General features: G+C 46.4%; 12 protein-coding genes. 3 read left to right on the top strand and 9 right to left on the bottom strand.

Annotated features, from left to right (window positions below):
• Window positions 1–107 precede the first annotated feature (107 nt).
• Genes lptB through AOC20_RS08825 form a run of 5 tightly spaced genes read right to left on the bottom strand, consistent with a single transcriptional unit; the run spans window position 108 to window position 3,683 of the window.
• Window positions 108–875 carry an LPS export ABC transporter ATP-binding protein gene (lptB, locus tag AOC20_RS08845; RefSeq protein WP_215360369.1) on the bottom strand — a complete coding sequence of 256 codons (768 nt, stop codon included), beginning with the start codon at window positions 873–875 and terminating at the stop codon, window positions 108–110.
• Window positions 872–1,444, bottom strand: coding sequence for a lipopolysaccharide transport periplasmic protein LptA (gene lptA / locus AOC20_RS08840; protein ID WP_251373090.1), 573 nt, complete (start codon window positions 1,442–1,444; stop codon window positions 872–874). The genes lptB and lptA overlap by 4 nt, the downstream gene beginning before the upstream one ends.
• A 1-nt stretch (window position 1,445) precedes the next feature.
• The gene (gene lptC / locus AOC20_RS08835) at window positions 1,446–2,087 is read right to left on the bottom strand and encodes an LPS export ABC transporter periplasmic protein LptC (protein ID WP_215360367.1); all 642 of its coding nucleotides are present in this window, start codon (window positions 2,085–2,087) and stop codon (window positions 1,446–1,448) included.
• A 3-nt stretch (window positions 2,088–2,090) separates the two neighbouring features.
• Window positions 2,091–2,663 (bottom strand): KdsC family phosphatase, encoded by a 573-nt coding sequence (locus AOC20_RS08830; RefSeq protein ID WP_215360365.1) that lies wholly within the window; start codon window positions 2,661–2,663, stop codon window positions 2,091–2,093.
• 27 nt (window positions 2,664–2,690) lie between these two features.
• The gene (locus AOC20_RS08825) at window positions 2,691–3,683 is read right to left on the bottom strand and encodes a KpsF/GutQ family sugar-phosphate isomerase (protein WP_215360363.1); all 993 of its coding nucleotides are present in this window, start codon (window positions 3,681–3,683) and stop codon (window positions 2,691–2,693) included.
• Between the two features lie 11 nt (window positions 3,684–3,694).
• On the opposite strand from AOC20_RS08825, the gene AOC20_RS08820 reads away from it, so the two are divergent.
• Entirely contained in the window at window positions 3,695–5,677 is a 1,983-nt protein-coding gene (locus AOC20_RS08820) for a monovalent cation:proton antiporter family protein (RefSeq protein ID WP_215360361.1), read from the top strand.
• Between the two features lie 34 nt (window positions 5,678–5,711).
• Here the strand turns inward: AOC20_RS08820 and uvrA are convergent, their stop codons facing one another.
• Window positions 5,712–8,612: an excinuclease ABC subunit UvrA gene (gene uvrA / locus AOC20_RS08815; RefSeq protein WP_215360359.1), complete on the bottom strand. Its 2,901-nt coding sequence runs from the start codon at window positions 8,610–8,612 to the stop codon at window positions 5,712–5,714.
• 37 nt (window positions 8,613–8,649) lie between these two features.
• On the opposite strand from uvrA, the gene AOC20_RS08810 reads away from it, so the two are divergent.
• Window positions 8,650–9,834 (top strand): MFS transporter, encoded by a 1,185-nt coding sequence (locus tag AOC20_RS08810; protein WP_215360357.1) that lies wholly within the window; start codon window positions 8,650–8,652, stop codon window positions 9,832–9,834.
• An 81-nt stretch (window positions 9,835–9,915) separates the two neighbouring features.
• On the top strand, window positions 9,916–10,371 hold the full coding sequence (gene ssb, locus AOC20_RS08805) for a single-stranded DNA-binding protein (RefSeq protein ID WP_215357521.1): 456 nt from the start codon (window positions 9,916–9,918) through the stop codon (window positions 10,369–10,371).
• A 75-nt stretch (window positions 10,372–10,446) separates the two neighbouring features.
• On the opposite strand, the gene queF is transcribed toward ssb, so the two are convergent.
• Genes queF through ilvA form a run of 3 tightly spaced genes read right to left on the bottom strand, consistent with a single transcriptional unit; the run spans window position 10,447 to window position 13,722 of the window.
• Entirely contained in the window at window positions 10,447–11,274 is an 828-nt protein-coding gene (gene queF / locus AOC20_RS08800) for an NADPH-dependent 7-cyano-7-deazaguanine reductase QueF (RefSeq protein ID WP_215360355.1), read from the bottom strand.
• A gap of 3 nt (window positions 11,275–11,277) precedes the next feature.
• Window positions 11,278–12,186, bottom strand: coding sequence for a 5'-nucleotidase (locus AOC20_RS08795; RefSeq protein ID WP_215360353.1), 909 nt, complete (start codon window positions 12,184–12,186; stop codon window positions 11,278–11,280).
• A gap of 15 nt (window positions 12,187–12,201) precedes the next feature.
• Window positions 12,202–13,722: a threonine ammonia-lyase, biosynthetic gene (gene ilvA, locus AOC20_RS08790; protein WP_215360351.1), complete on the bottom strand. Its 1,521-nt coding sequence runs from the start codon at window positions 13,720–13,722 to the stop codon at window positions 12,202–12,204.
• Window positions 13,723–13,754 lie beyond the last annotated feature (32 nt).

Here is a 13,754-nt window from a genome sequence, read left to right as displayed (position 1 = left end):
TTTTTTTGGAAAATAAACCATGAGCCTCCAGCGTATCAGCGAATTTGCCGAAAACCAAGAGGGAAATGCAATATTTATTACATTACAAGCAGGAAGCCCTGCCTGGCTTACATCCTGAAGTTTTCGCCCAGATAGACTCTTCTGACTGCATCGTTCTGAATAATCTGCTCTGGTTTCCCTTCAGCTAATACACTACCCTCGCTGATGATGTAAGCATGATCACAGATGCCAAGGGTTTCGCGGACATTATGGTCGGTGATTAACACACCAATTTGCCGGTCTCGCAAGAAGCGCACAATCCGTTGAATTTCCCCAACGGCAATAGGGTCAACGCCTGCAAAAGGTTCGTCTAGCAAGATGAATTTTGGTTGGGAGGCTAGGGCTCTGGCGATCTCAACACGTCTACGCTCACCGCCTGATAAGGAAAGGGCGGGGTTATTGCGTAGATGGCTAATTTGGAGTTCACCCAAGAGTTCATCTAGTCGGTTGGCAATCTCAGCCTTGCTGAGGGCCCTGCCACCTTGAACTTGGAGTTCGAGTACAGCCTGGATATTTTCGGCTACATTCAGCTTTCTAAATACCGAAGCTTCTTGTGGCAAATAAGACAGACCCATGCGCGCGCGCTCATGAATCGGGAGGTGCGTAATATCAGCGCCGTCCAAAATAATATTGCCGCCATCGAGCGGGACAAGTCCAACAATCATGTAAAACGAAGTGGTTTTACCTGCTCCATTTGGCCCTAATAATCCAACGACTTCGCCACATCTCACCTGAACGGATACATCCCGGACTACCGTTCTTGAGCCATAGCGTTTTTGTAAGTTATGAGCGCTTAGTGTTGGCGCATTATTAATTTGGGCTAATTCCGCTGTCATTTCTCTAGGGTTGCTTTTCGTCTTGGTGAAAGGATGGCTCTGGCTAGGGGTAAATCATCCGGCTTTGCATCTTTGGGAGGAATGACTTGATAGTACTGCTTTACATCATCGTACTCAATTTTCCAGCCCTTTAATTGATCGAGCATTTGCATATTGAGTAAGCGCTTGAGGCTAGCATCTCCAGTCAAGGTTAGGAATTCTGTCTTGGCATCATAAGTCACTTGTGTACCGCGGCCTTGCATGAACTCATCTGCAATACCTTCGCGACGTTGCCTAAAGCTAGCGACTGCTTCGGTCGTACCAATGACATCGACAAACTCATAACCCTGAGGGTCTACAACAATGTGTCCATCTTCGCCGGTGACAATAATGCTGCCCTTAATCAGCAACACTTGACCATTGAGATCATAGACTTGCTTTACATCGTTTACAGAAACTTTCTCTGCCTCTAGGATGACCGGTTTATCTTGATCTGCTTTTTCTGCATGCGCTGAAAAAGTCGTAGTCAGTCCAAATGCTGTGAAAATAAATAGCGCTAAATGGGTGAGCCAGTACTTGATCGACGGCATTTTATGGGTTACTCCGTGGGGCACGCTCAATACGTCCCTTAACATGACCGCTCAGCACCATACTTTGCTCGACATTGTTAAAAATACCGCCATCGGTAGATTTCATGATCGACATCCCTTGCTCAAGGGTAATCGGTCTATCAGTTTCAATAATGTCATCGTTAATCAATACTTTGAAATAGCTTGAGCTTGCCAGCATTCTTAGAGTGGCTGGCTGTGATGCTGTTGCCTCTTGTGCTGGACGAAAGATGCTGGCGTTATCGTATAAATCCAAAATGGTGAGATCGCCATCAAGATGCCCAGTATCTGACTTGACGGTTACTGGCGCCTTTTCAGCTTGAAATAAGCGCATGCGTGGCGTAAGGATATCGATTGAGGCGTCATCATCGTAGTGAGTTACTTTTACACCCAGAATTCGATATTTAGTATTGCCTAATTCATTTAGTGCCGAGAGGGCACCATTTTTAATGGTGTAGTCTGGCTCATGGAGGCGTACGCGTTCTAAAGGGGATTTTTCTGGCGGAGTATTTTTTTGTACAAGCCAAAAAGTTGCTAGCGTGAGCGCCCCCATTAAAATCAAAGGCAGTAGGCGTAATAGTGCGCGGCCAATGCTAAGTTTGATGTGCTGAGGCTTTAACTGCATTGCTTAGCTGCGAGCCTTATTGAGTAAACCTTCGTAAAGATTTTGGGCCTTCAGAATCAAATCACATACTTCGCGAACTGCACTGTTACCGCCGCTACGGATTGTTACTAAATGTGCAAATTCTTTAACAGCCTCATGGCCTTGGGCAGGGCAAATACGTAAGCCTGCATTTTTCATCATTTGCATATCGGGCCAATCATCCCCCATGACCGCACAATCTGCCTGAGTAAGTCTGAGCGACTTAAGCACCTCTTCTAATGCAATGGCTTTATTTTCTACACCCATATGAACATGTTTAATGCCAAGTTCTTCGCAACGCGCTAAAACCATTTTGGAATTTCTGCCGGTAATGATGGCAGTCGGTATTCCACACTGTTCTAATAATTTGATGCCCAATCCATCTTGAATATCAAACGCTTTCAAAGATTCTTTGCCGTCAGCACCAATCCATACCTGACCATTGGTTAGAACACCATCGACATCCAGTACCAAGAGCTTCACATGACCTGCGCGCTCCCAGGCTTGTGGATATTGAGCAAGGGGATTGGTATTGTGGGTATTAAAGGCGCTAGGCATAAAAGGGATGCTCGATTACTAAAGAAATTAAATGACTTTGGCTGCAAATAAATCGTGCAGATTTAATGCGCCCAATAAATGACCTTTGTTATCCGTAACCACCAGATGATTGATGCGATGTTTCTCCATCATCTCAATCGCCTCTTCAGCAAGCAGTTCTCCAGTAATGGTACGTGGGTCAGCAGTAGTCGCGCTCGAAAGTTTGATGCCGTCAAGATTGGTAGTCTTTTCTAGAAGACGACGTAAGTCGCCATCAGTCAAAATACCAAACACTTTTTGGTTGGTATCTAGGATTACCACCATACCCATACGCTTTGATGTCATCTCTAGCAGAGCATCTTGTAGAGACGCATCAATAGAGATTTTTGGTGTGTCTGCAAGACTGCGCATAACTTCGCTCACATGCATGAGTTGTTTGCGACCTAGTCTGCCACCAGGATGGGAGCGAATAAAGTCTTCAGCTTCAAAACCTCTTGTGTCCAGTAAGGCAACAGCTAATGCATCCCCCATAGCGAGCGCTGCAGTAGTGCTGGTAGTCGGTGCAAGATTTAAAGGGCAGGCCTCTTTTTCAACACTGGTATCTAGATGTGCATCTGCTAATTTGGCAAGAGAGGAATTCGGGGCACCAGTTAGAGCAATGAGTTTTGCGCCAGTGCGCTTCACAATTGGCACGATGGTAAGTAGTTCGTCTGTCTCACCAGAGTTTGAGAGTGCCACAAAAACATCATCTCTGGTAACCATGCCTAAGTCACCATGGCTGGCTTCAGCGGGGTGAACAAAAAAGGCTGGGGAGCCAGTAGAGGCAAAGGTAGCGGCAATTTTGCGGGCAATATGACCTGATTTGCCGATTCCAGAAACCACGATTCTGCCTTTGCAGCCATGTAAAAGCTCAACTGCCAGGACAAGGGCATCCGCATTGGCGCCCTCTAGGCGATCGCGCATGGTTTGCAGTGCAGCAGCCTCAATAGTGAGGGTGTCGCGCGCAAGCTTTAGGGTACGTTCACGAGTCTTAGCTATCATCGAGTAAGTATATGCCGTCAGTCCTTCAATTAACCCTCATTCTCCTGGCCTCGGGTGTGGCCGGAGTGGTTATTTTCCGCTATTTTGGATTACCCCCTATTTTGGGCTATTTGGCCATTGGCGTACTGATTGGCCCACATGCCCTAGGCTTGGCTAATGATTCAGCTACGGTGAAGTATTTGGCCGAATTTGGCGTAGTTTTCTTGATGTTCTCAATCGGGCTGGAATTTAATCTCCATAAGCTACGGGCGATGCGGTCCATCGTATTTGGTCTGGGCGGTAGTCAAGTCATTTTGACCATGTTGCTGGCAGTCCCGGCAAGTCTATTGATGAGCTGGATTTATCCTATTTCTTGGCAGGCTGCCATTGCACTGGGTGGTGCGCTGGCCATGTCATCCACAGCGATTGTCACTAAGCTGATTTCCGATCGCGCTGAATTAGAAACTGAGCATGGGCGCAATGTGGTTGGTATTTTGCTATTCCAGGATTTAGCTGTGGTCTTCCTGTTGATCTTATTGCCATCACTCGGAAAAAATCCTTCCGACTTATTTGTTGCACTGACAGCAGCATCTATCAAAATCACCGTGGCTTTAGTGCTAATTTTCTTCATTGGCCAAAGCTTGATGAGTCATTGGTTTAGATTAGTTGCTAAGTTGCGTTCACAAGAATTATTCATGCTCAATCTCTTGTTGATTGTGTTGGGCATGGCAGGACTTACTGAGCACTTTGGTTTATCACTGGCCCTCGGTGCGTTTTTGGCGGGCATGTTGATTTCAGAAACGCCATATCGTCATCAAGTGGAAGAGGATGTCAAACCTTTCCGAGATGTTTTGCTAGGGTTGTTCTTTATTACGATTGGTATGTTGCTGGATTTCAATGTCATTCGTGAGCAGTGGGTACTTGTTGTAGCGCTCCTAATTGGCCCACTCATCTTTAAGTTTGGCCTGATTGCCCTGCTATCACGGGCTTTTGGCTCAAGCCCCGGTATCTCCATTAGAACTGGCTTGTGCTTAGCTCAGGCGGGTGAATTTGGTTTTGTGTTGTTAAACCAAATTGATGGTTTGGATTTGATTGACCCTACCTTGAGTCAGGCGGTATTGGCGGCAATGTTGATCTCCATGTTCTGCGCACCATTTCTCATTGAATACAGCGATCGTATTGCAATGCGTTTTTCTAGTAACGAGTGGTTATTACAGTCACTCGCATTAACTCGCGTTGCCTCCAAAAGTGTTCGTAATGAAAACCACGTAATTATTTGTGGCTTTGGTCGTTCTGGTCAAAGTTTGGCGCGTATGCTTGATCAAGAAAAAATTCCGTACATCGCTTTGGATTTAGATCCGGATCGCGTCAAAGAGGCAGCCGCTGCTGGTGATAACGTAGTTTATGGCGATGCGAGTCGTGAAAATTATTTGACAGCTGCGGGTCTGTCAAGAGCAAAAGCGGTAGTGATTACCTATGCTGATACTGCTGCCAGCATGCGAGTTCTTCGTCAGGTTGAGCACTTACGTCCAGGCATGACTGTGTTGGTACGTACTAGAGATGATGCGGATATTGCCAAGTTGCAAGCAGCTGGTGCGACTGAGGTGGTTCCTGAATTGATTGAAGGTAGTTTGATGATCGCTTCCCATGTTTTGCTGATCATGGGTGTGCCAATGCGTAAGGTAGTGCGACGTATCACTACAGCGCGTGAAGAGCGTTACAGCTTACTGAGGGGCTATTTCCGTGGATCGGCAGATGATGACTTTGGCTCAAATGAATCTTGGCGTTTGCATGCCATAACGCTGCTGCCGAACTCTCAAGCAATTGGTAAAACTTTGGGTGAGCTTGATCTGGATATTGATGGTGTAAATGTTCAGGCGGTACGTCGTAAAGCTCAAAACGCAGATTATGTGAAGTTAGATCCCAGGCCCGATCTACGACTCGAGGCGAATGACATTTTGGTGATCTCAGGTAATTCAGAGGCAACCGATTTAGCTGAAGCTAAATTGCTCTGAGATCAGTTCAATAGCACTGCAAGCATTGATAGATTTACTTAGCTTTCTTTTTGGCAGCCGCAGGAGTTGGGGCTTTGCGAGTCAACAATGGGGCTAGATAGTGACCTGTAAAGCTCAGTTCATTTTTAGCTACTTCTTCTGGTGTGCCAGTAGCAATAATCTGTCCACCACCAGCGCCGCCTTTGGGTCCTAAATCAATAATCCAATCAGCCGTCTTAATCACATCAAGATTGTGCTCAATGATGACAATCGTATTACCCTGTTTTTTGAGGGTTTGAATTACTGTCAATAACAGCTGAATGTCATGGAAGTGCAGGCCAGTAGTCGGTTCATCTAGGATGTATAAGGTTCTGCCAGTATCACGCTTAGAGAGTTCTAGCGATAGTTTGACGCGTTGTGCTTCGCCACCAGAAAGGGTGGTAGCGCTCTGGCCAAGCTTCACATAACCCAAACCGACATCAAGTAATGTTTTGAGTTTGCGCTTAACAACAGGAACCGCTTCAAAGAATTCATGGGCTTGTTCGATGGTCATCGAAAGTACTTCATGAATATTTTTACCTTTGTAGCGAATATCTAATGTCTCGCGGTTATAGCGCTTGCCGTGACAAACATCACAAGGTACATATACATCCGGCAAGAAGTGCATTTCTACTTTGAGAACGCCATCACCTTCACAAGAGTCGCAGCGACCGCCTTTGACGTTAAAGGAGAAGCGACCAGCTTCATAACCTCGTTCACGTGATGCTGGAACGCCAGCAAAGAGCTCTCTAATTGGCGTGAATAGACCGGTGTAGGTAGCCGGGTTCGAACGCGGCGTTCTGCCAATGGGGGATTGGTCAACGCTAATTACTTTGTCAAAATGCTCTAAGCCCTTAATCGCATCATGCGCTGCAGGTTCTGCATTAGAGCCATACAGATGCTGTGCTACCGCGTGATGCAGGGTGTCATTAATTAAAGTGGATTTACCAGAACCCGATACACCAGTAACGCAGGTTAATAAGCCAACCGGAATCTTTGCATGTACAGATTGCAAGTTGTTGCCGCGTGCGCCAATGATCTCTAAAAAGCGATCATTTACTGGGATGCGTTTTTCTGGAACGGCAATCGCTTCACGACCGGCAAGGTAAGCACCGGTTAAAGAGTTAGGATTAGCTTCTACTTCAGCTGGGGTACCTTGAGCAACTACTTCCCCACCATGAATACCGGCACCAGGGCCGATATCAATCACCCAGTCAGAGGCACGAATCATATCCTCATCATGCTCAACCACTAAAACGCTATTACCTAAATCGCGCAAGTGTTTTAGAGTGCCGATCAGGCGATCGTTATCACGCTGATGTAAGCCAATAGACGGTTCATCTAGGACGTACATAACACCAGTTAAGCCTGAACCAATCTGGCTCGCTAGGCGGATACGCTGAGCTTCGCCACCCGATAAGGTGTCAGCACTGCGCTCCAGAGAAAGGTAGTCCAGACCCACGTCGTTTAAGAAGCGCAGACGAGCACTAATTTCTTTAACAATTTTGTCGGCAATTTCTCGCTTGGCGCCTTTGAGTTCGAGCGCCTCGAAATAGTCTTTTGCTTCTTTTAGAGGGAGAGCGCTGATCTCGTAAATTGCACGGGATTGCTTTTTCTCACCCACCTTGACAAAGCGAGCCTCTTTGCGCAAGCGGCTACCATTACATTCAGGACAGGTTTGTACATTTTGATAGCGCGATAGTTCTTCGCGAACCGTCATGGAATCTGTTTCGCGATAGCGTCTCTCAAAGTTAGCAACAATGCCCTCGAACGCATGCTCACGAATACTATTCTTGCCGCGTTCATTGATGTACTCAAATGGAATAGTGACATCTCCAGAGCCCAGGAGAATCAAATCTTGTTGTTTCTTATTGAGGGTTTCAAATGGCTTCTCCACATCAAAACCGCCATGCTTAGCAAGGGTCTGAAGCAATTTGAAATAGAACTGATTACGACGATCCCAGCCTTTAATGGCACCAGACGCTAGCGATAAATCAGGGTGAGCAACGATACGCTTAGGATCAAAGAAGGACTGATGACCTAGGCCATCGCAGGATGGGCAGGCTCCCATTGGGTTATTAAAGGAGAAGAGGCGGGGCTCTAGCTCTTGGAGTGAGTATGAGCAAACTGGGCAAGCAAACTTGCTAGAGAAGATCATCTCTTTGCCAGTATCCATGTCGACAATCATGGCCTTGCCATCTGCTAGACGCAGAGCTGTTTCAAAAGACTCCGCTAAACGCTGCTGAATATCGGGACGAACTTTAATACGATCAACTACTACTTCAATCGAATGCTTATCGTTTTTCTTGAGGGTTGGTAATTGATCAACTTCAAAAATTTCTGCTTTTGCTACGTTTGCTGTGCCACCACCTGAGCGCACGCGAAAGCGCACAAACCCTTGTGCCTGTAGGTCTTGAAAGAGATCTACGAATTCACCTTTACGCTCACTGACTACTGGAGCCAGAATCATGAGCTTCGTATCTTCTGGCATTGACAACACTGTATCTACCATTTGAGAAACGCTTTGAGCTTCTAGTGGTAGGTCGTGATCTGGACAGTGTGGCGTTCCTGCGCGAGCGAATAACAAGCGTAAGTAATCATGAATTTCTGTAACAGTACCAACGGTAGAGCGCGGATTATGACTAGTGGCTTTTTGCTCAATCGAGATTGCGGGTGAAAGTCCTTCAATCGTATCGACGTCTGGTTTTTCCATGAGTTGCAAAAACTGGCGGGCATAAGCTGACAAAGATTCAACATAGCGGCGTTGACCTTCTGCATAGAGAGTGTCAAAAGCCAAGGAGCTTTTGCCTGATCCCGATAAGCCAGTAAGGACAACTAGTTTCTCCCTAGGGATGTCTAGATTGATGTTTTTGAGGTTGTGGGTGCGGGCACCGCGGATCTTGATTTCGTTATTCATGATTTTTTAGCGTAACTTGTTAATATAGCTCTTTCCCATGAATCCTTCTGAACTTCGCTCCACTCTGGCCTTAGCAGGCATCTTTGGCCTTCGTATGCTGGGCCTCTTCTTGCTATTGCCCATCTTCAGTATTCATGCGCGTGGCTTGCCAGGCGGGGAACATGCCCTATGGGTGGGCTTGACCCTCGGGATCTTCAATATTGTGCAGGCCTGTTTTTATATCCCCTTAGGCCGTTTATCGGACCGAATTGGGCGTAAACCGGTTGTTTTATGGGGATTGTCGCTATTTGTGGCCGGCGCCCTAATCTGCGCTGCCAAGGATGATTTGCTGTGGATTGCCATCGGGCGCGGAATTATGGGTGCTGGGGCGGTTTCAGCGGCTATCTCTGCCTGGGTGGCCGACTTAACTCGGGAACAGGTTCGCACCCGAGCCATGGCCTTGGTTGGTGGCAGCATTGCCCTTTCCTTTGCTTTATCTTTGGTTATTGCGGCGCCGATCTATCGTGCAATTAGCCTCAGTGGAATTTTTATGGTTCTAGCGGTATTGGGCGTAATGGCTATGTTCGTGACCTATTACGTTTTGCCGACAACCAAGCTAGAGGCAAAAGTTCAACAAGCTTCATTAAAAGAAGTTTTCTTTCGCCCAGAGCTTATGCGCTTAAACCTGGGTGTTTTTGTATTACACGCAACTCAAGTAGCGATGTTCTTAGTGGTGCCGCGTTTGCTGGTACAAGCAGGTTTACCACTCTCATCGCATTGGGAAATTTATCTTCCTGTAGTGCTGTTGTCATTTTTCTTCATGGCGCCGGTTCTGATTTTTGGTGAAAAGAAACAACAGTTAAAAACAGTACTTTTAATTGCGATAGTTCTGCTATTTATTGCAGAGTTAACCTTTACACAAGCGAATTCAGTAATGACGATTGCGACGGCATTACTTGTTTATTTTGTAGGCTTTAACTTGCTCGAAGCTTTGCAGCCTTCTTTGGTATCCCGTTTTGCAAAGGAATCTAAAGGTACGGCCTTAGGTGTCTACAACACCACTCAGTCGATTGGCCTGTTCTCAGGGGCTGTTATTGGTGGTTATTTGATGGATAGCCATGGTGATTTATCGGTCTTTGTGATGGGCGCAGTGCTCCTAGTTTGCTGGCTTATAATTGCTTGGTCGATGGGCGAAATGCCAACGAGAGCAACAGAATCTAAGGCCGTAGACACAACGACATAACCGCAGCTTCATTCATTCAATTAAAGCGAGCAGTTTATTTTTTAGTAGTAATAACAGTAGTATTTTTCTTCGGGAGACAACATGGCTTCGGTAAATAAGGTCATCATCGTAGGTAACGTAGGACGTGATCCAGAAACGCGTTATATGCCAAGTGGCGACGCCGTTACAAATATTTCAGTAGCAACATCTGATCGCTACAAGGACAAACAAACTGGCGAAATGAAAGAAACCACAGAATGGCACCGCGTTGCATTCTTTGGCAAGCTTGCAGAAATCGCTGGTCAGTACCTCAAAAAAGGCTCACAAGTTTATGTTGAGGGTCGTTTGCGTACTCGTAAATGGACTGACGCAAGTGGTCAAGAAAAGTATTCCACAGAGATCGTTGCAGAAACTATGCAAATGCTCGGCGGTAAGCCAGTTGGTGGCAGTGGTGATGGTGGCGAAAGCTACAGCCGCTCAAAGCCGGCTGAGCAATCTGCCCCAGCATCCTCTAATGCTGCGTCACTCGGCGCTATGGATGACGACATTCCGTTTTAAAGTAGTTTTAGAAATAGCAAAAACCCCTTCTAGGATTTCCTACAAGGGGTTTTTATTCGCCTACTGATTAAATTCTTACTGCCTGGAGTGCCGAATGTTTTCCGGCCACGGAGAGTTGTAGTCAGTACGGAATGGATTGATATCTAAGCCGCCGCGTCGTGTGTAGCGCGCATATACAGAAAGCTTTTCTGGTTTACATTGACGCTTGATATCAGTAAAGATGGTTTCAACGCAATGCTCATGAAACTCACCAAGATTCCTAAAGCCTATCAGGTAGCGCAATAAACCTTCTTCTAGGATGGGTCTGCCTTGATAGCGAATTTGTACACTCGCCCAATCTGGTTGGCCAGTTACTGGGCAATTCGATTTGAGGAGATGTGAAACAAGGCATTGCTCTATAGGACCAAAAGACTCATTCACCCTCAGCAAGTCTGGGTCTGCGGGTAGATTTGGATCAACTTCAATATCCAGGCGATCCATCAAAATCCCACCCATCTCTTGCATTCCTTTTTTGGAAATAGATTCTGTTGGATTAATTCTTGTGGCGATCTTGCTACCAGCTACTGCTGACAGGTCTGTAATGAGGCGCTCTTTTACTTCATTCTCATCCCCAAATCGAGCGCTATTAAGGCTATTGAGGTAGAGCTTGAATGACTTGGACTCGATCATGTTCGGTGAATCAGCTGGAATTTGAAACTCAGCTAAAGCAATCTGCGGCTTACCCTTTTGATTGAGCCAGCTGAGTTCAAAGGCATTCCAAATATCTACACCTACAAACGGTAAGGCTTGCTCCACTTTGAGGCCAAGCTTTTTTCTGTTCTCAGTTCTTGGAATGGGAAACAATAAGCCTGGATCGTATTGATCTGGATATTGTGAAGATTGTCCGAGTGGAAGCGTTGCCATGAATTATTTCTTAGGATTGTTCGATACACCTGATACAACATGGCCAGTGGGTGCAACAGAGGCGGCGGATTGGCAATGACCTGTTTGATCGTCAAAGAAAAAGTCAGGCTCGAACTCTCGTAAGAACTCACTCTTCGAAAGACCCCCTAAGAACATTGCTTCATCTACATCAATACCCCACGCCATTAGAGTTCGAATAGCACGTTCGTGTGCTGGCGCTGAGCGTGCAGTGACTAGTGCAGTACGAATACGCATACCGTTTTCACTGGTAGAGCGCTGTAGCCTATGTAGCGCTTCTAACAGCGGCTTGAACGGCCCTGGAGGCAAGGGAATATCAACCTTCTTACTCTCATGATCTACGAAAGCTTCAAGACCTTTTTTCTGGAATACTTGTTCAGCTTCGTCAGAGAACAGTACTGCATCTCCGTCAAATGCTATACGGATTTCATTAGGATGAGACTCAGCAGTCTTGCTGGATTCTGGATATACCCGAGCTGCAGGAAAGCCTGCATCAATCGTTGCTCTGACATCATCTTCATTTGCTGATAGGAATAGATTCGCATGTAGTGAGCGCAGATAATGATAAGGAGGGCGACCTCTTGTAAATACACCGCGCTCCAAATGCAAACCATGATGTTCGGCTGAGCGGAAGACGCGCAAGCCACTGACAGGATCGTTGCGGGAAAGAATCACCACTTCAACGCGTTGTTCGCCTTCGTCATTAAAAGCCAGTAGTTTTTTAACCAAGGGGAAAGCAACACCTTTTTGGGCTGCTTCACTCAAACGTTCAAGCTGCAATTTCATGTAAGCACTGTCATCGGTTGATTCGAAGATACGATTTTCTTCTTCGAAATCAAACAGGGCGCGCGAGGAGATCGCGACTACGAGTTTTCCGGTGAGTGTGTATGACATCTTGCGATTTACACCCTATTTTAGAAACAGGCGATAAGCGGGATTATTGCTTTCATCCCAGTGCGGGTAACCCAGACCAGCCAAGAAGCCTTGGAATTTCTTCTGCTCATTCTTGGGAACTTGGAGACCCACTAGGATGCGGCCGTAGTCAGCACCATGGTTGCGGTAGTGGAACAAACTAATGTTCCAGTTAGGTGCCATGCTTGTTAGGAACTTCATTAGAGCACCTGGGCGCTCTGGGAATTCAAAGCGATAGAGTAATTCATCCTTAGCCAGTGCAGAATGTCCACCAACCATGTGACGTAAATGGGATTTTGCTAACTCATCGTGGGTGAGGTCAATCGTTGCAAACTTTGCTTTACGGAAATGCTTTGCAATCGCCTCACTGTCGCCAGCTTTTTGTGTGCTGATGCCAACAAAAATATGCGCTTCGCTTTGATCACCAATACGATAGTTAAATTCAGTGACATTGCGTTTGCCAAGTAATTCACAGAAGCGTTTGAAGGATCCGCGCTCTTCAGGTATGGTGACAGCAAATACCGCCTCACGATATTCACCAACATCCGCACGCTCGGCTACAAAGCGCAGGCGGCTAAAGTTCATATTGGCTCCGCAAGCCACAGCTACTAAGGTTTTCTTCTTAATACGCTTCTTCTCAACGTACTTCTTCATACCGGCAATAGCAAGTGCGCCAGCGGGCTCCAGAATGCTGCGAGTGTCCGTAAATACATCGTTAATAGCTGCGCAGATTTCGTCTGTGTCTACAGTGATGATCTCATCCACTACTTTTTTACAAATACGAAATGTTTCTTTACCAACGAGTTTCACTGCAGTGCCATCTGAGAATAAACCTACGTCTTTCATCTCAATGCGTTTGTTTGCCTTGAGTGATTGATTCATGGCATCGGAGTCTGAGGCTTGCACGCCAATCACTTTTGTTTTTGGGCTAACTGCTTTAATGTATTCACCAATGCCTGAAATCAAGCCACCTCCACCAATCGCGACAAAAACGGCATCGATCGGTTTTTCATATTGAGTAAAAATTTCGTGGGCAATCGTTCCTTGACCTGCAATGACATCGGGATCATCAAAGGGGTGAACAAAAGTAAGACCCCGTTTTTTGCCTAAAACTTCAGAATGCTTGAAGGCGTCGCTATAAGATTCGCCATGTAGGATGATTTCAACCCAGGATCCGCCTCTGGCCTTGACCGCATCGATTTTGACGCTGGGAGTAGTCACCGGCATCACTATTACTGCCTTACACTTCATTTTGGCTGCTGAAAGTGCTACGCCCTGGGCATGATTGCCTGCCGAAGCGGCTATAACCCCGCGTTTTAAGGCTTCCGGGGGTAAATGAGCCATTTTGTTGTAAGCGCCACGCAGTTTGAAGGAGAAAACCGGCTGGTTATCCTCTCTTTTTAGGAGAACCTGGTTGCCCAAACGATTAGTCAGTTCTGGGGCGAGCTGAAGTTCGGTTTCTCTGGCTACGTCATAGACGCGAGCCGATAAAATTTTCTTTAAATAGTTCGTTGCCATCCGATGAGCGTACCACGGATGGCTCCTAAGCC

The sequence above is a fragment of the Polynucleobacter ibericus genome, from assembly GCF_018687955.1.
Lineage (GTDB): Bacteria > Pseudomonadota > Gammaproteobacteria > Burkholderiales > Burkholderiaceae > Polynucleobacter > Polynucleobacter ibericus.
This window is presented reverse-complemented; position numbering and strand designations above follow the sequence as displayed.